Source organism: Sphingomonas aurea, assembly GCF_030678875.1.
GTDB lineage: Bacteria > Pseudomonadota > Alphaproteobacteria > Sphingomonadales > Sphingomonadaceae > Sphingomonas > Sphingomonas aurea.
Genome location: NZ_JAUUDS010000001.1, coordinates 375,366 through 396,470, shown reverse-complemented (window position 1 = coordinate 396,470; position 21,105 = coordinate 375,366). Strand labels below are relative to the sequence as shown.

Here is a 21,105-nt window from a genome sequence, read left to right as displayed (position 1 = left end):
GATCGGTCTACCGGGCGGACGCAAGCCATCAGCGGCCGCCCGCGGGAGGGGTCGCGGTAGGCGTCGGCGTCGGCGTCGCCCCCGGTACCGGCGTCGTCTGACCCGCCGCCGCGGACGGTGGGCGGATCATGGTGATGCGGCCGACCTGCTGCCCGGCGAGGTTGGACACCGCCACATCCACCCGCATCACCCGCGCGTCGCCGGCCGACGACACCTGCCGCGTCCAGTTCCAGCTGCGCCCGCCATTCGCCTCCGATCCCGTCGTCAGCCCGGGCGCGGGCGGCTGGGCCTCGGTCAGCGCCTCGACCGCGACGTTGCGGGCGACGAGTTGCGCCACCGTCGTCTCGTCGATCAGCCCGGCGCCACGCGCGGTCGCGCTTTCCAGCCGGACCAGGGCGAGCACGGCGAGACTGAATACGGCGAGCGCGACCATGATCTCGATCAGGGTGAAGCCCGCATCGGCCCTATTGCGCATCGGTGCGGACCTCTCCGTCGGCGCCCACGCGGACCAGCGCGTCGACGCCGCTGCGCGACAATTGCAGGTCGAGGCCCCGATCGGCGATCCCGGTGGGATCGAAGGTCAGGCGCACCCGGCCGCTGGGATCGGGGATGGTGGCGCGCGTGCCCTCGTTCCAGCGCTCGACCCGCAGCGGCTTGTCGGCGACCGGGCTCCAGCGCCCGGCGATGCGGCGCTCGAAGCCATAGCCGCCGGTCGTCACCCACAGGCTCACCGGTCGCGCTTCTACGACTGCGATGTCACGCGCGGCGCGGACGCGGGCGGCGAAGCGCAGCCCCTCGTCGAACACCCGCCCGCGCGAGTCGGGCATGTTGAACGCCGCGATCGCGGCGGCAAGGCCGATCACGGTAATGACGACCATCAGCTCGACCAAAGTGAAGCCGTGTTCGGCGGAACGCCTCACGGGGGTGAAGCCGCGTTCGGCGGAACGGCTCTCGGGCATGGAGCCGCGTTCGGCGGGCATCGTCCCCCTCCCGTCATCCCCACGCAGGCGGGGATCCAGACGCGCTGACGTTCCGGACGATCGCGGACGACGGCGTGTATGGATCCCCGCTTGCGCAGGGATGACGATGGAGGGAGAGTGGCGCGGTCACCTTACTGCCAGCTGCCGATATCGGCGTTGATCCCCTCGCCGCCTTCCTTGCCATCGGCCCCGTAGGTCCAGACATCGGCCTCGCCGTGCTGGCCGGGCGAGGCGTAGAGATAGGCGTTGCCCCAAGGGTCCTTGGGCAGACGCTTCAGATAGCCGCCGGTCTGGTAACGGCTGGGATCGGCAAGGCCATCGGGGCGGGTTACCAGTGCTTGAAGGCCTTGGGCGGTGGTTGGGTAGTTGATGTTCTGGAGCTTGAAGAGTTCCAACCCGCCCTCGATCTGCGCGATATCGGCCTTCGCCTTCTGGATGCGCGCGGTATCGCCGGAGGGCAGGACGTTCAGCGCGACGATCGTCGCCAGCAGGCCGATGATGACGATCACGACCATCAGCTCCACCAGCGTAAAGCCGGCCTCCCGTTTACGACGCTTTTCCAAATCGGTACGCATGAAACCTCTCATTCGCGTGTCACCCGCCCGCCAGCGTGTTGAGCTGGAGGATGGGCAGCAGGATCGATAGCACGATGGTGGCGACGATGCCTCCCATCACGACGATGATCGCCGGCTCCAGCAGCGACAGGGCGGTCGCGGTGAAGCGGTCGAACTCGCGCTCCAGATAGTCGGCGGCGCGCTCCAGCATCTCGTCGAGCCGCCCCGCCGCCTCGCCGCTGGCGGCCAGATAGGTCAGGAGCGGCGGGAAGACGCCCGCCCGCCGCATCGCCGCCGACAGGCTGCCACCGCCGCGGATCGCATCGACGATCTCGTCGGACGCGACGCGCAGGCGACGGTTGTGGATCGTACCGGCGGTCAGAGTCAGCCCCTCCAGCAGCGGCAGCCGACTGGCGACCATCGTGCCGAGCGTCCGCGCCATCCGCGCCGCGTGCAGGTCGCGCAGCAGCCGCCCGATCAGCGGCATGCGGAGCAGGCCGGTGTCGAACGACAGCCGGATGCCCGGATCCTTCAGCAGCCGCCACGTCGCGAGGCCGAGCAGCACGGCCGCGATCAGCATCACCCACCACCAGCCGACCAGGAAATCGGACAGCGCAATGACCATGCGGGTGAGGAGCGGCAGCTGCTGCCCGACCGTGTCGAACTGCTCGACCACCTGCGGCACCACGAACATCATCAGCGCGGTCACCACGCCCAGCGCCACCACCGCGAGGATCGCGGGATAGGCGAGCGCGGTGATGAGCTTGCCGCGGATCTCCGCCTGCCGTTCCAGCAGGGCCGCCAGCCGGTCGAGGATGGTCGGCAGCGTCCCCGAACTCTCGCCCGCCGCGACCATCGCGCGGTAGAGCGGCGGGAAGCTCTTCGGCTCGCGCGCCATCGCATCGGCCAGCCGCCGTCCCTCGACAACCCCGGCATGGACGGTGCGGACGATCGCCTGCACCCGCTCCTGCTCGGTCTGGCGGGTGATCGTGCGCAGCGATTCCTCCAGCGGCGAGACGCGGTTGAGCGTCGCCAGCTGGCGGGTGAACAGGGTCAGCTGCTTGCCCGACATGCGCGGCCGGCCGAGCTGCAGCCCGAACAGCGGCCGCCCACGCGCGACCGGCGGCGCGCCCGGCTCGATCCGGACGACGTAGAGCCGCTGGCGGTCGAGCGTCGTGCGCGCGGCGTCGATGTCGGCGGCGGCGACATGGCCGCGGCGTTCGTTGCCGCGGGTGTCGATCGCCAGATAGTCGAAATCAGCCATCGATCGGCAACGCGCGCCGCTCCACGTCGACCGGCACCGGCTCGGCTTCCTCGGTTTCGGTCGCGTCGCGACGCGACACGCGGATCGCCTCTTCGGGCGTCGTCTGGCCAGCGATCACCAGATCGCGCGCTGCCGCGGCGAGGTTGGGGGTGCGGGCAAAGGCATGCGCGGAAATTGCCGCCTCGTCGCCGCCCTCGTTGATGAGGCGGCGGATCGTGTCGTCCACCCGCACCGCCTCGAACACCCCGATCCGCCCCTTGAAGCCGGTATGGCTGCACTGGTCGCAGCCCGCCGCCTCGTAGATCGTCGCGTCGTCGGGAATGCCGAGCAGCGTCGCCAGCGTGTCGCCGGCACGCACCTTAAGCCCCGCGACGGTCGAACGGGCGGGCACCGGACGGCGGCAATTGGGGCAGAGCCGTCGCACCAGCCGCTGCGCGATCACCGCGCGCAACGTCGAGGCGAGCAGGAACGGCTCGACTTTCATGTCACGCATCCGGGTGATCGCGCCGACCGCGTCGTTGGTATGGACGGTGGAGAGCACCAGATGCCCGGTCAGCGACGCCTGCACCGCGATCTCGGCCGTCTCGCGGTCGCGGATTTCGCCGATCATCACCACGTCCGGGTCCTGGCGCAGGATCGCTCGCAAGCCCGCGGCAAAGGTCAGCCCGACCTTGGCATTGACCTGCGTCTGGCCGACACCCTCGACCGCGTATTCGACCGGGTCTTCGACCGTCAGGATGTTGCGACTGCCGTCGTTTAGCAGGCGCAGCGCCGCATAGAGGCTGGTCGTCTTGCCCGAACCGGTCGGGCCGGTGACCAGGATGATGCCGTTGGGTTCGGCGAGCGCACCCTTCAGCAGCGCGTACATCGACGGCGTCAGCCCCAGCGCCTCCAGGTCGATGCCGGCATTCTCCTTGTCGAGGATACGCAGCACCACCCGCTCGCCCGCGCGGCTCGGCAGCGTCGAGACGCGCACGTCGAGCAGCTTGCCGCCCAGCGTCAGCCCCATGCGCCCATCCTGCGGCACGCGCCGCTCGGCGATGTCGAGCCGCGCCATCACCTTGACGCGGCTGACCACCACCGGCGCGACGTGTGGCGGCATCCTGAGCGTCTCGCGCAGCACGCCGTCGATGCGCATCCGCACGACAAGGCCGGTTTCATAGGGCTCGATATGAATGTCCGACACGCCGTTGCGCGCGGCGTCGGCGATGATGCCGTTGATGAGGCGGATGGCCGGCGCATCGTCGGCGGTGTCGAGCAGGTCCTCGGCGGTCGGAATGCCGTCCGCCAGCATGTCCAGCTCGTTGCCCATGCCGACCGCGGCGAGCGCATTGGCCTGGCCATCCATCGCATAGGCGTCAGACAGCAGGCGCTCGAACGCGGATGCGTCGATCACCGCGATGTCGAACGGGCGGGCGAGGACGCGGCGCGCCTCGATCAGCGCGCGCGGATCTGCACCCTCGCGCAGCGCGACGGTCAGCGGCGCATCGGGCTCGCCCGGCCGCACCGCGACGCCGTATTTGCGCGCGAAACCATAGGGGAGCGTCAGTTGCGGCACGATCGCCCGATCGCCCTCTGCCGGGGGCGGCGGCGGGATCGTCTGGTCGCCGGTCGCGATCTTCATTTCCGCTCCGGCCGGATCGACATGCTCGGCTGACCCTGGGTCGGCACGGCGATGTTCGGGTCCTCGATATTGCCGGGCATAGGAGAGGACGGGATCGGCGGCGCGGCGTTCATGTAATCGCGGACCAGCTGGTCGATCGAGGGCTCGACACCCGGCTGCGCATAGCCCTGCGTCGCGCGCAGATAGCCATAACGCTGCTCGGTCACACGGCGGCTGTCGGCGGGCGTGCGCAGAATGGTGGGGCGGATGAAGACCATCAGGTTGGTCTTGGTCCGGCTGCGCGCCTTGGACCGGAACAGGTTGCCGAGCACGGGGATGTCGCCGAGCACCGGGATCTTCTCGATCGTCCGCCGCTCCGCATCGTCGAGCAGCCCGCCGATGACGGTAATCTGCCCGTCGTCGGGGGTGAACACGTTCTCGAACGCGCGCTTGTTCAGGATCAGCTCCTGGTTGCTGGTCGAGACCGGCCCGGCGATCGAGCTGACCTCCAGCCGCACATAGAGTTTCAAGGAGCCACCCGCATTCACCTGCGGCTTCACGTCGAGCTGGATGCCGACATTCTGGCGCTGCACGGTGCGGAAGGCATTGTCGAAATTGTTCGACAGCGCCTGCCCGGTGGTGACCGGGATTTCCTGCCCGACCAGGCTGTGCGCCTGCTGGTTGTCGAGCGTGATGATGTGCGGCACCTGGAGCAGGTTCGAGGTATTGTCGCTCTTCACCGCGTTGATGATCGCGCCGAAGATCGTGTCGCCGACCTTGCCGCCCCAGCCCGCGAAGCCGCCGGCGGTGCCGATGATCGAGCTGATCGCCGACTGGGTCAGCGTATCGGCTGCGGCATTGTTGGTGTTCGTCGTGGTGCGCGTCCCGTCCGCCGCGACGACAGTGGTGGTCGTCCCGCCGATCTCACGCGCGCCGACGGCGCCGGCGATCTGGAGAATGTTGGGCGCGGTATTGGTGTAGGTCGACGCCGCGAACGCCCCGCCCGACAGATTGCCGAGCAGGAACTGCGCGCCCAGCCGTTTGACGGTGGAGTCCGAAACCTCGGCGATGATCGCCTCGATCAGCACCTGCTCGCGCCGTGTGTCGAGCTGGCGCGTCACTTCGGCCAGCTGGCGCTGGATATCGGCGGGGGCGGCGATGACGATGGCGTTGGCGCCGGTGAAGCGGGTGACGACCGCCTGGGTACGGCTGCCCGCCGAGGAGATCGGCGCCTGCTGCCCGTTCGCGGTGGTCGATCCACCACCACCGCCGCTCGACACCTGCGTCGCCGGCTGAATGATCTGTGGCGTGATCTGGCCGCTGGAGCTGCCCGTCGTCGAGTTGGTCGTCTGGAAACTGCCGCGCGACAGCGTCGTCTCCTGCACCGGGTCCGGGGTCTGTCCAACGAGGCGCTGGAGGACGGGGAGCAGCTGCTCGGCATCGGCGTTTTCGAGGAAGACGACGCGGATCTCGGTGCCGCTCTTGGCCTTGCGGTCGAGGTCGGCGGCGACGGCGGCGAGGCGCGCGACGCTCGCCTGATCGCCGCGCAGGCCGACCGAATTGGAACTCTCGATCGCGACGACCGACACGCCGCTGCCACCGGCGGTGGCCGCGCCACCGGTGCCGCCCGGTGCCGTTCCGCCACCGGCCAGCGCCTGGAGCGCGGTCGCGACCTCGCGGGCAGAGGCGTTGCGCAGCGTCACGATGCGGGTCGACGAGCCATCGGCATCGACCCGGCGCAGCACCTCGCGGATGCGGCGGATATTGTCGGCGAAGTCGACGACGACGATGCTGTTGCCGCCGCGATTGGCGGTGACCGCCCCTTGCGCGCTGACCAGCGGACGCACCGTCTCGACCGCGCTGGCCGCGTCGATCGAGCGCAGGCGCACGATCTCGGTCACGAAGCTGTTGCGCTGCGCCCCGGCCGACCCGATCCGGCTGGGCTGCGAGGCGGCGTTGTCGATCGGCTGGATGCGCAGCACGCCGTTCCCGGTCGGCACCGCGACGAGGCCATTGGCACGCAGCGTCGACAGGAACACCTCGAAATATTCGGAGCGCGACAGCGGCCGGTCGGTGACGACCGTCACCTTCCCGGCGACCCGCGCGTCGACGATGAAGGTCCTCCCGGTCACCCGCGCGGCGTCGGCGATGAAGGCGCGGATGTCCGCGTCGCGGACGTTGAGCGTCGTCTGCGCCGCGACGGGCGCGACTGCGGCGACCGCCATGACGGCGGCGGACAGGGAGAAGGAAGTACGCATCATCGATTGGGAGCCGCTATCGTAATGGTGAGGGGCAGCGTGTCCTGTCCGCGCTCTACCGTGATGGAAACATTGCCGCCGCCCGCATTCTCGCTGGCGACGCGGTCGAGGTCGCTGGGTCCGGTGACCGGGCGGCCGCCGATCGAGGTGACGACGTCGCCCTCGCGCAGGCCCGCCCTTCTGAACGCGTCGCCCGACCCCTGCGGCCGGACGACCAGTCCGCTGACCCGGCCATTGTCAAGCCGCGGGATGAAGCCGATCTCCTGGCGCAGCTGACCGACCTGGATGCCGCCGCTTCCGGCCGGCGCGGCGCCCGGGGGCGGACCACCGGGGATGGGCGCACCCGTCGGCGCCCCGCCCGGCGGCGCGCCCGCCTGTCCGGACTGGTCGAGGAACAGATCCTCGCTGGCGCCGCCGCGATCGAGGGTAATGTGATCGAACGCCACCGATTTCAGGCGTACGCCGGGCTGGATCTCCTCGCCGACGGCGACGCTCTGCTGCACACCGTCCGGCCCGGCGACGATCGCCGATCCCCGCCCGGTCGCCTCGTCGAGGCGGATGCCGAAGACGGTGAGTTGCAGGTTGGTGACGTTGGTCGGCGCGGTCTGCGCCTGTTGCAGGCGGAAGAAGGGGTCGAAGCCGGTCAGCAGCTCGACGGGCGAGCCGGGCACGGTGACACCCGCCGGGCGCCAGTCCCCCACCGGCCCCACCGGCGTGGCGATCACCCAGATCAGTCGCGCGACCTGCACCGCCAGCCCGGCCATCAGCGCCAGTTCCGCGATCGAGTAGACGTTCACGACCGGCAGCCGGGCGATCAGCCGGCGCGCGCGCGGGTCGAGCTTCAATCGCATCGAGTCACCATTCCGCCCGCTCTACCGCCATTAACCAAGCCCTTTCGCCCCATGTATCAGCGAAGTCGGGGCGTGCCGAACGAAAAGATGGTTTCCGCCGCGGGCACGATGCTGGCACCATGGGGCCATGGCCAGCCTTTCCTCCACGCCCGACCTGGGCTCGGGCATCGATGGCGACGCGATCGTCGCCCATATCCTCAGCCACCCCGGCGTCCAGCGCATCCCCAGTCCCAAGCTGACGCTGTTCGTGCGCCGCGGCTTCCTGCCCGCTGGCCTGTGCGCCCGGTTGGTCGAGCGGATCGACGCGGTCCGCCGCCCCTCGACCATCGCCGACACCAATGGCGACGCCGCGTATCGGACCAGCGAGACCGGCGACCTCGCCGCCGATGACCCGGCGGTGATGGAAACGGAGGCGCTGCTCCGCGCCTTCACCGGCCTCGACCCGGCGCATGGCGAGCCGCTCCAGGGTCAACGCTACGCGATCGGGCAGGAGTTCAAGGCACATACCGACTATTTCGAGCCCCGTGGCATCGATTACGATCGCTATTGCAGCGTCGCCGGCAACCGCACCTGGACGGTGATGGTCTACCTCAACGAACCCGAGGCCGGCGGTGCGACCCGGTTCAAGGCGGTCGACAAGATCATCCAGCCCGAAACGGGAAAGCTGGTCTGCTGGAACAATCGCCGACCCGACGGCACGCTCAACCCCGCCACGCTCCATCAGGGAATGAAGGTGCGCGGCGGGGTGAAGTACGTCATCACCAAATGGTACCGCGAGCGGCCCTGGGGTTAGAAGCGTACGCTCGCGCCCAGGCTGTACACGCGACCGAGCTTGTAGCGGTTGATGAAGACGGTCGAATTCTCGAACGTCTGGAACTCGCGATAGCTGGTGCCGGTCAGGTTGCGCGCCTCGGCCTTGATCTCGACCTTTTGGCCGACCAGCTCGATCTCCTGCCGGGCGACGAGGTCGAGGCGGATGCCGGGCCGCTCGATGATGTCGGGCTGGAAACCCACGCCACTCGGCAGCGAGGGGCCGCGATTGGTGACGCGGTCGCTGGCATAGCTGAACAGCGCTGTCACCTGCGCCTTGTTCTCCTTGTCCTCGAACCCGAGCTGGAGATTGACCAGGTGATCCGACTGGCCAGTCAGCGGCGCGCCGTCGCGGAACAGCGTGTTGGCCGGCTGGAAATTGGCCGCGCAGCCGCCCAGCGTCGTTCCCTCCAGTGGGCCGGGCACGCACTGGCCGTCCGCGGTGATCTTGGACTGGGTATAGGTGTAGTTGGCCACGATCAGCGCGCGCTTGCCGATCAGCGCGTCGCCCAGGCCGTCCAGGTCGAAATATTTCTGAAGCTCGAACTCGCCGCCCCACAGCACGGCGCGCGGCAGATAGGTGAAGCCGGTCTGGAGACGCGAATCGAGCGTGGGGAAGAAGCCGACCTGCTCGGTCGGGCGATCGATCCGCTTGTAGAAACCGGCGGCGGTGATGCGCTGGTCACGCGCGAAGAACCACTCGTAGCGCGCCTCGAGATTGTAAAGCTCGCTGTCGCGCAGGCGCGAATTGCCCAGGAAAAGGCGATCGCTGTCGAAATCCTGGTACAGCTGCGGCGCGAGCTCGCGGAACTGCGGACGAGCGATCGTCTTGGCGGCGGCGAAGCGCAGCTGCATGTTCTCCGCGAAATTCCACGTCAGCGTGGCGGCCGGCAGGAAATAATCGTTATTCAGCCGGGTACCGATCGCGTTGATCGGATCGACCGTCTCCTTCGCCGTCTCGTAGCGGACGCCGATCGTCGCGCGCAGGCCATCGGTCGCCTCCGCCTCGGCCTGGACATAGCCGGCATGGACCAGCAGCTTGGCATCATAGGCGTAGGAGCCGTTCTGCCCAGCGTCGAAGCGCAGCTGGACCGAATTGTCCGCGACATTGCCGCCCGACACCGCGCAGCCGTTCAGCACGTCCGGCGACAGCAGATAGTCGGGGCGGAACAGGTTGCAGGGGAACGGGATCGCCCCGCCGGTCCGCGTCTGATAGGCGAACGGCAGGCGGATCGAGGTGCGCTCGCTTTGCGAGTAGTAATAGCCGCCCGACAGAGTGAAGGGCCGCTCGCCCGGGATCTTGTAGGCGACGTCCGCCTGGCCCGAGTAGAGGTTCTCGTCCAACTCGCTGAAGACGACGGTGGCGAAGCGGCCGAACGCGTTGGTCGCCTGATAGGCGGTGCGGCAGTTGACGCCGGAGCCCGCCACCGGATCGGTGACGGTGATGTTCAGCGATCCCTCCGGCGCGCAGACATAGGTGAACTGACGCTCATAGGGCGCGTTGCGGCGCGAATTGGCATAGGCGCCACGCAGGTCGACCGACAGGTTATCGGTCGGCTTGAACTCGCCGACCAGCTGCGTCTCGACCAGCTGCCGCTCGAACCAGCTGGTGTTCTGCTGGAAGAGCGGGTCGCCCGACGAATTGTTGTAGACGGTCGCCGCGGCCCCGCGCGCCTGCTTCAGCGTGTCGTGGATATAGACGTTGGTCCAGCGGATGCGGTTCTCGCCGAACTCCGCACCGAAGCCGAGCAGGCCGTTCACCACCGCGCGGTTGTCCGTGATGAGGGTGCGGAAATCGTTGCGCAGCGCACCGGCGTTGGTGACCGTGTCCTGCTGCGTCACGTCGCGCGTGCGGAAGGTGTTCGATACGTTGCCGGTCGCGATCATGCCCAGCCGGACCGCGCCGGCATCGCCGGTGATACCCAGGCTCATCTCGCCGGCATAGTTGCCGGGAATGTCGCGGTTGCGCTGGAGGAGCGTGGTGCGCGCGTTCGACAGCTGCGCGACCTGCGCGGTCGGAATGATGCCGGTGCCGGTCGGGGCCGCCTTGATGAAGCCGGGCACGTTGCGCTCGCCGCCGTCATAGCCCAGCCAGTCGGTGGTCGAGCCGTAATAGGTGTAGCCGAGATGGCCGGTCGACTGGGTGTCGACCGAGCCGGAGGCGCCGACGGTGAAGAAATTCTCGTCCGGGATCGCCTTGGTCGTCAGGTTGATGACGCCGCCGCCGAATTCGCCGGGGTAGTTGGCCGAATAGGTCTTCTGGACCAGTGCCGAGCCGATGATCGCGGTCGGGAAGATGTCGAGCGGCACGCTGCGGCGCAGCGGCTCCGGGCTCGGCAGGGGCGATCCGTTGAGGAGCGCCGAGGAGTAACGATCGCCCAGCCCGCGTACGAAGACGAAGCCGTTGCCGACCACCGACAGGCCGGTGACGCGGGTCAGGGCGCCGGCGATGTCGCCCTCGCCGGTGCGTGCGATGTCGGCGCTCGACAGGACGCTGATGATCTGCGCGGTCGAGCGGACGGTATTGGGGATGTTGCGGCCGACGACGACGATGTCCTCGCCCGCGCTGGCGTCGACACCGGGGGCGGACACCTCGACCTGTTCTTCGGTCGCGGCGGGATCGGTCGCGGGATCGGCGGCACCCGGCGTCTGGCCGGTCGACGGCGTGCTGACCGGCGGCGGCGCCGGCGTAGCGGTGGCGGAACCCGGCGCGACCTGCGCCAGCGCGGCCGGTGCGACCAGCGTGGTCGTCAGCAGCAGGAGGGATGAATAGACGGTGCGCTGGCGCATGGCGGAGCCTTCGAAGCGAGGATCATGTGAACGGGCCGGGGCGGCGCGATCGCGCACTCCCCCGGCCCGTGGTCGTCATCAGTGCTGGCCGGGCCTCAGCGGCCCTGGCACTGGAAATAGACCGAGTTGAAGGTCGGCGGCCCGACGTCCTGCAGGCTCTGGTCCGCCGCACGCACGGTGGTCCGCTGGCCGTTCACCGTCTCGCCGGCGATGATGTTCAGGCAGGTCGCGCCGGTCACCGTCTTCACGATGCCGTTGACGAAGGCGAAGTCCGCACCGCCGCGCAGGCGGATCGCCGACGGCGCCGAGTTGGTCTGGATGAAGGTGAAGTTGGCGTAGCGGCCGAAGGTGCGCGGCAGCAGATCCTCGGCATTGTTCGAGTCGATCTCGGTCGCGAACGAGTCCGCGGTAGAGCCGGACGCCTTCTGCGCGGCGATGATGAACTGCATGTACCCGCGCCAGCCATTGTCGACGTCGAAGCCGTCGTCGTCGGCGCCGGTCACGACGAAATACTTCAGGTTGGTGGTGCCGCCGAAGATCTCGACGCCATCGTCCGACGAGTTGTGGCTCTGGACGTGGTCGATCGTCGTGCCCGAGCCGGTACCGCCCAGGGTCAGGCCCTGCAGCTCATTGCCCTCGCTGATCGCGATGCCGGTGTAGCGGATCTGGACATATTGCAGCGTGCCCGAATTATCGGCCTGGGTGGTACCGCCGTAGAAGCGGTTGCCGACGCCCTCGATCTGCGCCTGGCAGGTGGTGCTGGTACCGCCCGCGGTGTTCGGGCCGGTGCCGGTCGCGCAGACGGCGGTCGGCGCACGGCCGAGCAGGATCACGCCGCCCCACTGGCCCTGGGTCGCATCGGACACGCCGTTGCTGAACAGGTTCTGCTGCGAGGTGAAGATGATCGGCGCATCGGCGGTGCCGACCGCGCTGATGCGGCTGCCGCGGTTGACCAGCAGCAGGTCGTTCGCCGAATCGGTCGCGTCGGCGGCCAGCACCACGCCCGGCGCGATCGTCAGCGTGACGCCCGAATCGGCGCCCTGCGAACCGACGTCGACGCCCACCTCGGTCTGGCCGCGGAAGCGATAGACGACGCCGGCGATCTTCGGCAGCGTCAGGCTGGTGGTGATGACCTGCGGCAGGCGGCAGATGCGGAAGCCGGTGTTGGTCGAGCCTGCGGTCAGGATGCCGTCGTCAGTCGTGCCGGTCGGGCACGAAGCCGCCGACCCGCCCGAGCCGACCGACGGCACTGCCGAGCAGGCCGCACTGTTCAGGAAGGTCGCCGCCGTCGAGCTGCAGGTCCAGCCCGAGAAGCTGTTGTCGTTCGGCCCGCTCAGCGCGCCGACATAGCTGGTGTTCTGGATGAAGCTGCTGTTGCCCAGCACCGTCTGCGGGTTGCTGGCGGTCGCCAGCGAAGCGCCGCTGATCGGATAGACGCCGTTCAGCGTCGTGCCGAAGCCGTTGACGACATTGTTGCTGCCGGCATTCACCAGCGCCAGCTGCTCGTCGGCAGTCACGCTGATATTGTTGACGGTCGTCGCCGTAGCGAACTGCGCCGCCGTCAGTGCGGCCGGAGTGGGTGCGGCGGTCGGGGTCGGCGTGGGGGCCGGCTGGTTGATGACGACGCCGATCGTGCCGGCACCCGGCGACGCGATGTCATCCGCACCCCCGCAAGAGGCAAGAAGCATGCAGGCGGTGCCCGCCATGAGCAGGCGGGTGGTGCGCGAAAAGCTGGACATCGGTAACTCCCGGTCGGTCGTGGTGGTTCGGGCACTTGGCCCGCGATCGACTCGGGTCCCCCTGCCGATCTCGAGAGGGGCGTTAGGGACGTTGCATGACGGTTCGATGCGAGATCGGCGTCATGTTCGTGACGATGACGTTACGGTTCGGTGACAGCCGAAGGAGAGATCACGCGGCAGGCAGCGCGGTCACCTCGATCGCGTGGGTGCCGCCGCGCGCGACGATCAGGTGATCGTGCAGCTGGATGCCCAGGCACTCGCCCGCCGTGGCCAGCCGCCGGGTGAAGCGCCGGTCCGCAGGGCTGGGCATAGGGTCGCCACTGGGGTGATTATGGACCAGGATCACGCCGGTCGCTCCCAGCGCCAGCGCACGGACGAGAACCTGGCGCGGCTCGACCGAGACGCCGCTGGGTCCGCCGCGCGCGATCTGCTCCTCGGCGATCAACTCGCGGCGGGTGTTGACGAAGAAGGCGCGCAGCTGCTCGACGGGGTCGAACGCCATCGCGTGACGCAGATAGTCGAGCAGCTCGAAACGGGTGGTCAGCAGCGGACGGGCGACCGCCGCTTCGCGCAGCGTCCATAGCAGCGCGCGGCGATGCGCCGCGACGTGGATTGCGGCAGCCTCGCCCAGCAGCAGGCGCAGCTCGTCCGGCGCGGCCGCCAGTGCCGGCGCGACCCCGCCGAAGCGGGCGATCAGCCGATCCGCGCGTTCGCCGGCCAGCGCCGAGTTGGTGACGGCCAGGAGATCGACCAGGACCTGTCGCCCCCCTCCTCCCGCATCCGCCGCCGGTGCCAGTGCGTGGCCACGATCAGCAGGATCAGCCCCGGATAGGCCGAGAAACCATGTGCGGCCTGGTACACGTTGGGCAGTATGTCGGGCGCCAGCGCCTTGGCGACATGGCCGATCAGCCCGAACGCGTGGATGGCCGTCATCCATAGCGGCCAGAACCGGTCCGCGAGCAGCGCCACGCCGGTGAGCGCCACGACCAGCGCCGCGTCGACCGCCAATATGCCAAGCTCCAGCCCGCCATGGAACTGGCGGTCGTAATAGCCGCGCCCGGCGATCGCGACGGCCCAGGTCGCCGCCGTCGCCGCCAGCAGGATCGTCGCCACCGCACGCTCGGGCCCGCCGCCGAAGCGGAAGGCGGTGCCGGTCGCGAGGAGCAGCAGGGCATAGAAGAACAGGACATGCGCCATGACGCCGACGGGACCACCGGTTGGCGGCCCCGTCAAGCGCCGGCCGTTCAGGCGGCGATGCGGACGACGTCGGCTCCGGCTGCCTGTGCGGCGGCTTCGGCCAGTCCCTTGACGAACTGTTGACAGGGGAACTGGTCGCCATACGCCTCGGTCAGCCCCTGCTCCTTGGCATAGGCGAGGAGCAGGCCATGGGTGCGGGCGACCTTGCCGCGTGCCTCGACCAGCGCGGCGAAGGTCTCGGCAGCGGCGTCGAGCATCCGCTGCCCCTCGATCGGAGCGGCGCCGGCGCGGGCCAGCTCATCGAGCAGGTCGGCCGGCAGGCGGGCGCTGGAGCGGGCAGCGAGGTCGATCTCCTGCTCCAGCGTCTTCAGGCGAGTGGCGATCTTGTAGGCGGCGGCGGGGGCGATGGTGGTCATGCGCGTCGAACTCCAGATACGCCGGCGAAGGAGCGGCGCAGAGGCGGAGGTTGACGGTGCGCGCTAGAACCGCAGCCCGCGGCTCGCCTCGACGAAGAAGCCGACCGCCGCGATCAGCAGCACGGTCAGCGCGACGACGATGGCCAGCCTGGCCCCGATACCCAGTTCGTTCCGTTGCCCCCTTCGCGTCGGAAACGGCAGCGGGAGCGACGGGTGAAGCGGCAGTGACGTCAAACCGCCACTGTCGCCGACCCCGTCGACCTCCCGCTCGTCCTCCGACCGGCCCGGCGGTGGGTCGTTCAGATAGGACCGGTCGGCTATCCCCGGCGGGGTACTAGTACCCCGAGTACCAGTCGCCCCCGCCGCAGCCTCCATCTCGGCCTTCGCCACCAGCCGCGCCGCGTCGATGCTGCGCGCGACGCCCAGCGCGGTGCGCGCGGCGCTCAGGTGGTTCTTGACGGTCATGTCGGAGATGCCGAGCGCGCGGCCGATCTCCTTGGCCTCCAGCCCCTGTCCCACCAGCCGCAGGCATTGCAGCTGGCGGGGGCTCAAGACGGACAGCGGATCGGCCATGCCGCGCGCCTAGCGGCGGGTGCCCCCTTCCCGCAGGCAGAGAATCATCCGGATCGGAGGAACTTCGCGCGGGATTGCCACCGCGGGTGATTGCGGACAGACGGGCGGACACGCTTTCGGGGAGACGGGAATGCCATCGGGACTGGCCGCACTGCTGGACGACGTCGCCGCGATCACCCGGCTGGCGGCGGCATCGCTGGACGATGTCGGCGCCGCGGCCGGGCGCGCGGGGGCGAAGGCGGCGGGCGTGGTGATCGACGACGCGGCGGTCACCCCGCGCTACGTCACCGGCCTGTCGCCGGCGCGCGAGCTGCCGATCATCGGCCGGATCGCGCTGGGGTCGATCCGCAACAAGCTGCTGATCCTGCTGCCGGTCGCGCTGCTGCTCAGCGCCTTCGCACCCTGGGCGCTGACCCCGCTGCTGATGGTCGGCGGCGCCTATCTGAGCTTCGAGGGCGCAGAGAAGCTGTGGGAGGCGGTCGCGGGCGGCCACGCGCACGTCGCCGCTGCCGATCAGGCCGCGCAGACGCCCGAGGAACTCGAAAAGCAGACGATCGCGGGCGCGATCCGCACCGACTTCATCCTGTCCGCCGAGATCATGGCGATCGCCCTGGCCGAGGTGGCGGGCAGCGGCATCGTCGCCCAGGCGGCGGCGCTCGCGCTGGTCGCGCTGGCGATCACCGCCGGCGTCTATGGCGCGGTAGGTCTGATCGTGAAGCTGGACGATATCGGCCTGCACCTCGCCGCGCGCCGCTCATCCGCGGTGCAGGCACTGGGACGCGGCATGGTGAAGGCGATGCCGATCGTCATGACCGCGCTGGCCGCGATCGGCACGGCAGCGATGATCTGGGTCGGCGGCGGCATCATCGTCCACGGGCTGGCAAGCTTCGGCGTCGACGCGCCCGAGCACGCGATCCACGTCGCGGCGGAGGGTGCAGCGGCGGCGCTGCCGGCGGCTCACGGCGCGGTGGCGTGGATCGTCACCGCGATCGGATCGGGCTTGGTCGGGCTGATCGTTGGCGGCGTGATCGCCGCGGCACTGCACAGGCTGCCGCGGCGGGGCGGGCATTGAGGGCAACCATTGTCGCCGTTGGTAGAGAGCTGCCTGACCGCTTTTAGCGACAGATCCCCCCCTCCGGACATTTCCTCAGCGAGATCATGCGATCGACAATGACTTCGTGGCCCGACATCCCGAGATGACCATAGGCGCCCGGATACATGGTTTTCCGGCCGACAAACTCGATGAACCATTTTGCCCCACGCTGGCGAGGCTTCTGGTCAAGGTTAATGCGACTGGCATCAAGCCAGATAGTTGCAAGTCTGGCTTGCTCGAACCGCTCTCTCCACCCAGGGGATTTTGGATCGGTGCGCGGCCATTCGGGAGGCCTGGTACCTTCCGGTATGAACCTTTGCCCTTCGAACTCGTCAATCCATACGCCGCGGTAGCGGCGTGGCGCCTCCATTTTGTAGCATTGATCGGTGGGCAGCGACCCGATCACATTGGTCTCGATTTGATAGGTACAGGGGATTTCACGTATCAAACGCTTGTTGTCGCGATAACAGCCGCGCCCCACGTCGGTATCGGCGCATGTCGTCGTGAGCAGGCGTGCCCGCTGCTGGTCTTCGGCACGTGCAAACGCGTCAGGCTTGGGCAAGGGGAATTGTCCCAGCGCGGGCCCGCTCACTCCCAACATAGCCCAGTTCAACGCCAGGAGGAGTAGAGTTCTCGACATGACAGCTTCCAGGCAGGTTTTCTCCAAAGGATCTCCTCCCCGGCAGTTTACAGACAAGCTACGCTTTTAACCCATGTCCGCAAGGGGGCGATCGCGCGCTGCCTCTTTGCACCGAGAAGCGGCTGAGCGCAGTTGGCGCGATTTAGCGAGCAACGCTCGCTTGCCCCCCTTCCAGGCATAGAAGTTCGACCTTGCTCCGTGGCCGACGAACGATGGTCGGGACGGCAGATCTCCTGCACCGCGAAAAAGCCCGCCGCTCGTCGCCGAGCCGCGGGCTTTTCATAGCATCGGGATGGTGGGCGCGACAGGGATTGAACCTGTGACCCCACCCGTGTGAAGGGTGTGCTCTACCGCTGAGCTACGCGCCCATCCCGTGGCGGAGGCGGCGTCCTAGGCGAGCGCCGGCCTGCCTGTCCAGCCCCCAATTGCCAAAACTCTAGTTGACCGAATCCTTCAGGATCTTGCCAGCCTTGAACTTGGGCTGGGTGGACGCCTTGATCGTCATCGGCTCGCCGGTACGCGGGTTGCGGCCGGTCGACGCCTTGCGCTTCGAAACCGAGAAGGTGCCGAACCCGACCAGGCGCACCTCGTCCCCCTTCTTCAGGCTCGTCGAGATGGCGTCGAACACCGCCTCCACCGCCCGTGCCGCATCGCTGCGCGCCAGCCCCGACGTGTCGGCGACCGTCGCGATCAGCTCCTGCTTGTTCATCGATCTTTCCCCCGCAGCATAGAATCAGCATGGCACCCGCGGACTCGCGGACGCGCAAGGGTTCCACTTAAGGGCAGCAGCTTGCACCAAGTCAACCGGGTGCGGAACGATCCGTCACCGGACCGCCCCGCCCACCCGATCAGTGGTGCAGCTCGCCCCCTGCCGGCGCGACACCCGGTGGCGGCAGTGCGGCCAGCTCGTCGGCGTCGGTCCAGTCGATCGCCTCCAGCGGCTGGGTCAGCGCCAGGCGCAGCACCTCGTCGACATGGGCCACCGGCACGATGGTCAGCCCCTCCTTCACATTGGCGGGGATGTCGGCGAGGTCCTTCTCGTTCTCCTGCGGGATCAGGACGGTGGTGATGCCGCCGCGCAGCGCCGCGAGGAGCTTCTCCTTCAGCCCGCCGATCGGCAGCACGCGACCGCGCAGTGTCACCTCGCCCGTCATCGCCACCTCGCGCCGCACCGGCACGCCGGTCAGCGTCGAGACGAGCGATGTCACCAGACCGATGCCCGCCGACGGCCCGTCCTTGGGCACCGCGCCCTCGGGCAGGTGGACATGGACGTCCTTGCGGTGGAACACGCTGGGCTTGATGCCATAGCTGGGCGCGCGCGCCTTCACGAAGCTCCACGCCGCCTCGACCGACTCCTTCATCACGTCGCCAAGCTTGCCGGTGGTCTTCACCGCACCCTTGCCGCCGACCGTGACCGATTCGATGGTCAGCAGCTCGCCGCCGACCTCGGTCCAGGCAAGCCCGGTCACCGCGCCGATCTGGTGCTCGGTTTCCGACAGGCCGTGGCGATATTTCTGCGTGCCTGCGAACTCATGGAGATTGTCCGGCGTCACGGTGACGCTCTCCGCCTTGCCCTCCAGGATGCGGCGCAGCGCCTTGCGGGCGAGCTTGGCGATCTCGCGCTCCAGCGTACGCACCCCCGCCTCGCGGGTGTAGCGCTGGATCAGGGCGCGCAGGCCCTCCTGCGTCAGGGTGAACTCACCCGGCTTCAGCCCGTGCGCTTCTACCTGCTTGGCGACCAGATGGCGCTCGGCGATCTCCACCTTCTCGTCCTCGGTATAGCCCTCCAGCCGGATGATCTCCATCCGGTCGAGAAGCGGCTGCGGCAGGTTCAGCGTGTTGGCGGTGCAGACGAACATCACGTCCGACAGATCGATGTCGATCTCGAGATAATGGTCGTTGAACTTCGCGTTCTGCTCCGGATCGAGCACCTCAAGGAGCGCCGAGGCGGGATCGCCGCGGAAATCCTGGCCCAGCTTGTCGATCTCGTCGAGCAGGAACAGCGGGTTCGACGTGCCGGCCTTCTTCAGGTTGGTCACGATCTTGCCCGGCAGCGAGCCGATATAGGTCCGGCGATGGCCGCGGATCTCGGCCTCGTCGCGGACGCCGCCCAGCGACTGGCGGATGAACTCGCGCCCGCATGCCTTGGCGATCGACTGGCCGAGCGAGGTCTTGCCGACGCCCGGCGGGCCGACGAGGCACAGGATCGGCCCCTTCAGCTTGTTGGTGCGCGCCTGCACGCCCAGATACTCGACGATCCGGTCCTTGACCTTCTCCAGCGCGTAGTGATCCTCGTCCAGCACGCCCTGCGCGGCGGCGATATCCTTCTTGATCTTCGACTTCTTGCCCCAGGGCAGCCCCAGCAGCACGTCGAGATAGTTGCGCACCACGGTCGCCTCGGCGCTCATCGGCGCCATGGTCTTCAGCTTCTTCAGCTCGGCCGTCGCCTTGGTCCGCGCCTCTTTGGACAGCTTCAGCGTCGCGATCTTCTGCGTCAGCTCGGCGATCTCGTCGCCGTCGCCCTCGTCGTCGCCGTTACCCAGCTCGCGCTGGATCGCCTTCAGCTGCTCGTTCAGGTAATATTCGCGCTGCGACTTCTCCATCTGGCGCTTCACGCGGCTCTTGATCTTCTTCTCGACCTGAAGGACGCCCAGCTCGCCCTCCATCAGCGCGAACGCCATCTCCAGCCGCTTGGCCGGGTCCAGCTCGACCAGCAGCGCCTGCTTGTCGGCGACCTTCACCGCGATGTTTGCCGCAACCGAATCGGCCAGCCGCGACGCGCTCTCGACTTCGCCGACCTGGGCGACGGTCTCGGGCGGCAGCTTCTTGTTGAGCTTGGCGTAATTCTCGAACTGGCCGACGACAGAGCGCATCAGCGCCTCGACCTCGGCACCTTCGGCCGGCAGGTCCTCGACGGGCTCGACCGTGGCGGCGAGATAGCCTTCCGCCGGCTGCAACTCGCCCAGCCGGCCACGCTCCTTGCCCTCGACCAGCACGCGGACCGTGCCGTCGGGCAGCTTCAGCAGCTGGAGCACGGTCGCGGTCACGCCGATCTCGTACAGGTCGGCGCGGGCGGGATCGTCCTCATCCTTGTCAAGCTGCGCGACCAGGAAGATCTCCTTTTCCACCGCCATCGCGGCTTCCAGCGCGGCGACCGACTTGTCGCGGCCGACGAACAGGGGAACGATCATCTGGGGAAACACGACGATGTCACGCAGCGGCAACACGGGATAGGTCTGGTTCATGTACACTCCGTCGGACGCGCACCCGCGTCCCTTAACACGCCATATATGGGGAGGTGTTGGAGAAGCATCAATCGCCACGGCACGATCGCGGATCCAGCACGCTTGCAAATGGACCATCGGGTCCGCACAAGGCGCGCCATCATCATGATCGGATATAGCATTTGAGCGACACGCCGCCGACGGTCAGCGCCCTTGCCGGAGCGATGCTGGTTGCGATCACCGTAACCTACAACTCCGGCGACGTGCTGCGCGACTTTCTCGATTGCTGTGTGCGGCAGGCTGGCGACTGGCGGCTGATCGTGGTCGACAATGCGAGTACCGACAACACGCGGTCGATCCTGGCGGACTATCACGATCCCCGCGTCACTACGATCCTCAACACGGACAATGTCGGCTTCGCGGCCGGATGCAATCAGGGCATCCGCATCGCGATGGAAGGCGGCGCGCGTCAGGTCCTGCTCGTCAACAATGACACGGTGTTCGACGATGGGGTATTCGTCGCGCTGTCGGCCCGGCTGATCGCCAGTCGGGCCGATGCCGTGTCACCCGTGATCGCGGTTCATCCCGATGGGCAATCAATCTGGTACGCGGGTGGCCGCATTGACTGGTCGCGGGGCGCGCGAAACCTACACGATCACTTCAACGAGCCAGTAGCATCGATCGGACCGGATGATTTCAGCACCACCTTCTGCCCGGCCTGTTTCATGCTGTTCGACATCGATGTCTTCCGCCGCGTCGGGCTGATGACCGAAGACTATTTTGTCTACTGGGAAGACGTCGACTATTGTGAGCGGATGAACCTTGCCGGCGCGCGGATGCTCGTCACCCCATCGATCACGGTCCTGCACAAGGTCAGCGCCACTACCGGTGCGATGTCCGACTTCACGCTGAAGCACCTGTATCGCAACCGGATGCTGTTCGCCCGGCGATTCGGCAGTGGGGCGATGGCTGCCTATACCTTCGCGATGATCTTCGCCGCGATCGGTGGCCGTTTCCTTTTCAAGGGCGATCCGATGAGCAAGGCACGCCTTCGTGTTCGCGCGGTGATGGCGGGCCTGCGCATGCCGGTCACGCCCGGAAAGGTCCGCTGAG

At 68.2% G+C, this 21,105-nt stretch carries 19 protein-coding genes and 1 tRNA gene; 3 read left to right on the top strand and 17 right to left on the bottom strand.

The window, feature by feature from the left end; translation table 11 throughout:
• Positions 1 to 28 precede the first annotated feature (28 nt).
• The 7 genes from gspI to Q5H91_RS01990 all read right to left on the bottom strand — a co-directional run bounded on the left by gspI (position 29) and on the right by Q5H91_RS01990 (position 7,510).
• Positions 29 to 475, bottom strand: coding sequence for a type II secretion system minor pseudopilin GspI (gspI, locus tag Q5H91_RS02020; protein ID WP_305171550.1), 447 nt, complete (start codon positions 473 to 475; stop codon positions 29 to 31).
• Positions 465 to 980 (bottom strand): GspH/FimT family pseudopilin, encoded by a 516-nt coding sequence (locus Q5H91_RS02015; RefSeq protein ID WP_305171549.1) that lies wholly within the window; start codon positions 978 to 980, stop codon positions 465 to 467. Before Q5H91_RS02015 ends, gspI begins: the two co-directional genes overlap by 11 nt.
• A gap of 131 nt (positions 981 to 1,111) precedes the next feature.
• Entirely contained in the window at positions 1,112 to 1,555 is a 444-nt protein-coding gene (gene gspG / locus Q5H91_RS02010; protein WP_305171548.1) for a type II secretion system major pseudopilin GspG, read from the bottom strand.
• A gap of 19 nt (positions 1,556 to 1,574) precedes the next feature.
• Positions 1,575 to 2,798, bottom strand: coding sequence for a type II secretion system inner membrane protein GspF (gene gspF, locus Q5H91_RS02005; RefSeq protein WP_305171547.1), 1,224 nt, complete (start codon positions 2,796 to 2,798; stop codon positions 1,575 to 1,577).
• Positions 2,791 to 4,422 carry a GspE/PulE family protein gene (locus Q5H91_RS02000; RefSeq protein WP_305171546.1) on the bottom strand — a complete coding sequence of 544 codons (1,632 nt, stop codon included), beginning with the start codon at positions 4,420 to 4,422 and terminating at the stop codon, positions 2,791 to 2,793. The genes gspF and Q5H91_RS02000 overlap by 8 nt, the downstream gene beginning before the upstream one ends.
• Positions 4,419 to 6,659, bottom strand: a complete 2,241-nt coding sequence (gspD, locus tag Q5H91_RS01995; RefSeq protein ID WP_305172350.1) for a type II secretion system secretin GspD — start codon at positions 6,657 to 6,659, stop codon at positions 4,419 to 4,421. The genes Q5H91_RS02000 and gspD overlap by 4 nt, the downstream gene beginning before the upstream one ends.
• On the bottom strand, positions 6,659 to 7,510 hold the full coding sequence (locus Q5H91_RS01990) for a type II secretion system protein N (protein ID WP_305171545.1): 852 nt from the start codon (positions 7,508 to 7,510) through the stop codon (positions 6,659 to 6,661). Before Q5H91_RS01990 ends, gspD begins: the two co-directional genes overlap by 1 nt.
• Before the next feature lie 127 nt (positions 7,511 to 7,637).
• Here Q5H91_RS01990 and Q5H91_RS01985 point away from each other — a divergent pair, with 127 nt between their 5' ends.
• Entirely contained in the window at positions 7,638 to 8,303 is a 666-nt protein-coding gene (locus Q5H91_RS01985; RefSeq protein WP_305171544.1) for a prolyl hydroxylase family protein, read from the top strand.
• Here Q5H91_RS01985 and Q5H91_RS01980 read toward each other — a convergent pair.
• From Q5H91_RS01980 to Q5H91_RS01955, 6 genes are all read right to left on the bottom strand, one after another.
• Positions 8,300 to 11,110, bottom strand: coding sequence for a TonB-dependent receptor domain-containing protein (locus Q5H91_RS01980; RefSeq protein WP_305171543.1), 2,811 nt, complete (start codon positions 11,108 to 11,110; stop codon positions 8,300 to 8,302). The genes Q5H91_RS01985 and Q5H91_RS01980 overlap by 4 nt on opposite strands.
• 95 nt (positions 11,111 to 11,205) lie before the next feature.
• Positions 11,206 to 12,849, bottom strand: coding sequence for a beta-helix domain-containing protein (locus Q5H91_RS01975; protein ID WP_305171542.1), 1,644 nt, complete (start codon positions 12,847 to 12,849; stop codon positions 11,206 to 11,208).
• A 169-nt stretch (positions 12,850 to 13,018) separates the two neighbouring features.
• Positions 13,019 to 13,375: a JAB domain-containing protein gene (locus tag Q5H91_RS01970; RefSeq protein ID WP_305172349.1), complete on the bottom strand. Its 357-nt coding sequence runs from the start codon at positions 13,373 to 13,375 to the stop codon at positions 13,019 to 13,021.
• Between the two features lie 167 nt (positions 13,376 to 13,542).
• Positions 13,543 to 14,082 carry a hypothetical protein gene (locus Q5H91_RS01965; protein ID WP_305171541.1) on the bottom strand — a complete coding sequence of 180 codons (540 nt, stop codon included), beginning with the start codon at positions 14,080 to 14,082 and terminating at the stop codon, positions 13,543 to 13,545.
• A gap of 11 nt (positions 14,083 to 14,093) precedes the next feature.
• Positions 14,094 to 14,462 (bottom strand): hypothetical protein, encoded by a 369-nt coding sequence (locus Q5H91_RS01960; RefSeq protein ID WP_305171540.1) that lies wholly within the window; start codon positions 14,460 to 14,462, stop codon positions 14,094 to 14,096.
• Positions 14,463 to 14,525: 63 nt separating this feature from the next.
• Positions 14,526 to 15,035: a response regulator transcription factor gene (locus tag Q5H91_RS01955; protein ID WP_305171539.1), complete on the bottom strand. Its 510-nt coding sequence runs from the start codon at positions 15,033 to 15,035 to the stop codon at positions 14,526 to 14,528.
• A gap of 130 nt (positions 15,036 to 15,165) precedes the next feature.
• Between Q5H91_RS01955 and Q5H91_RS01950 the strand changes: the two genes are divergently transcribed.
• The gene (locus tag Q5H91_RS01950; RefSeq protein ID WP_305171538.1) at positions 15,166 to 16,107 is read left to right on the top strand and encodes a DUF808 domain-containing protein; all 942 of its coding nucleotides are present in this window, start codon (positions 15,166 to 15,168) and stop codon (positions 16,105 to 16,107) included.
• 43 nt (positions 16,108 to 16,150) lie between these two features.
• Here Q5H91_RS01950 and Q5H91_RS01945 read toward each other — a convergent pair whose 3' ends face one another.
• The 4 genes from Q5H91_RS01945 to lon form a co-directional block, all read right to left on the bottom strand.
• Positions 16,151 to 16,690, bottom strand: coding sequence for a hypothetical protein (locus Q5H91_RS01945; protein WP_305171537.1), 540 nt, complete (start codon positions 16,688 to 16,690; stop codon positions 16,151 to 16,153).
• Positions 16,691 to 17,061: 371 nt separating this feature from the next.
• Positions 17,062 to 17,136 (bottom strand) — tRNA-Val (locus Q5H91_RS01940).
• Positions 17,137 to 17,204: 68 nt separating this feature from the next.
• Positions 17,205 to 17,477: an HU family DNA-binding protein gene (locus tag Q5H91_RS01935; RefSeq protein ID WP_305171536.1), complete on the bottom strand. Its 273-nt coding sequence runs from the start codon at positions 17,475 to 17,477 to the stop codon at positions 17,205 to 17,207.
• A 139-nt stretch (positions 17,478 to 17,616) separates the two neighbouring features.
• Positions 17,617 to 20,013 (bottom strand): endopeptidase La, encoded by a 2,397-nt coding sequence (gene lon / locus Q5H91_RS01930; RefSeq protein ID WP_305171535.1) that lies wholly within the window; start codon positions 20,011 to 20,013, stop codon positions 17,617 to 17,619.
• A gap of 161 nt (positions 20,014 to 20,174) precedes the next feature.
• On the opposite strand from lon, the gene Q5H91_RS01925 reads away from it, so the two are divergent.
• A complete protein-coding gene (locus tag Q5H91_RS01925) occupies positions 20,175 to 21,104 on the top strand; it encodes a glycosyltransferase family 2 protein (protein WP_305171534.1) in 930 nt (309 codons plus the stop codon).
• Position 21,105: the final 1 nt, after the last annotated feature.

Excerpts from the sequence above, each read along its gene's own strand:
- gspI (WP_305171550.1), bottom strand. The coding sequence starts at position 475 with ATGCGCAATAGGGCCGATGCGGGCTTCACCCTGATCGAGATCATGGTC.
- Q5H91_RS02015 (WP_305171549.1), bottom strand. The coding sequence starts at position 980 with ATGCCCGCCGAACGCGGCTCCATGCCCGAGAGCCGTTCCGCCGAACGC.
- gspG (WP_305171548.1), bottom strand. The coding sequence starts at position 1,555 with ATGCGTACCGATTTGGAAAAGCGTCGTAAACGGGAGGCCGGCTTTACG.
- gspF (WP_305171547.1), bottom strand. The coding sequence starts at position 2,798 with ATGGCTGATTTCGACTATCTGGCGATCGACACCCGCGGCAACGAACGC.
- Q5H91_RS02000 (WP_305171546.1), bottom strand. The coding sequence starts at position 4,422 with ATGAAGATCGCGACCGGCGACCAGACGATCCCGCCGCCGCCCCCGGCA.
- gspD (WP_305172350.1), bottom strand. The coding sequence starts at position 6,659 with ATGCGTACTTCCTTCTCCCTGTCCGCCGCCGTCATGGCGGTCGCCGCA.
- Q5H91_RS01990 (WP_305171545.1), bottom strand. The coding sequence starts at position 7,510 with ATGCGATTGAAGCTCGACCCGCGCGCGCGCCGGCTGATCGCCCGGCTG.
- Q5H91_RS01985 (WP_305171544.1), top strand. The coding sequence starts at position 7,638 with ATGGCCAGCCTTTCCTCCACGCCCGACCTGGGCTCGGGCATCGATGGC.
- Q5H91_RS01980 (WP_305171543.1), bottom strand. The coding sequence starts at position 11,110 with ATGCGCCAGCGCACCGTCTATTCATCCCTCCTGCTGCTGACGACCACG.
- Q5H91_RS01975 (WP_305171542.1), bottom strand. The coding sequence starts at position 12,849 with ATGTCCAGCTTTTCGCGCACCACCCGCCTGCTCATGGCGGGCACCGCC.
- Q5H91_RS01960 (WP_305171540.1), bottom strand. The coding sequence starts at position 14,462 with ATGACCACCATCGCCCCCGCCGCCGCCTACAAGATCGCCACTCGCCTG.
- Q5H91_RS01955 (WP_305171539.1), bottom strand. The coding sequence starts at position 15,035 with ATGGCCGATCCGCTGTCCGTCTTGAGCCCCCGCCAGCTGCAATGCCTG.
- Q5H91_RS01950 (WP_305171538.1), top strand. The coding sequence starts at position 15,166 with ATGCCATCGGGACTGGCCGCACTGCTGGACGACGTCGCCGCGATCACC.
- Q5H91_RS01935 (WP_305171536.1), bottom strand. The coding sequence starts at position 17,477 with ATGAACAAGCAGGAGCTGATCGCGACGGTCGCCGACACGTCGGGGCTG.
- lon (WP_305171535.1), bottom strand. The coding sequence starts at position 20,013 with ATGAACCAGACCTATCCCGTGTTGCCGCTGCGTGACATCGTCGTGTTT.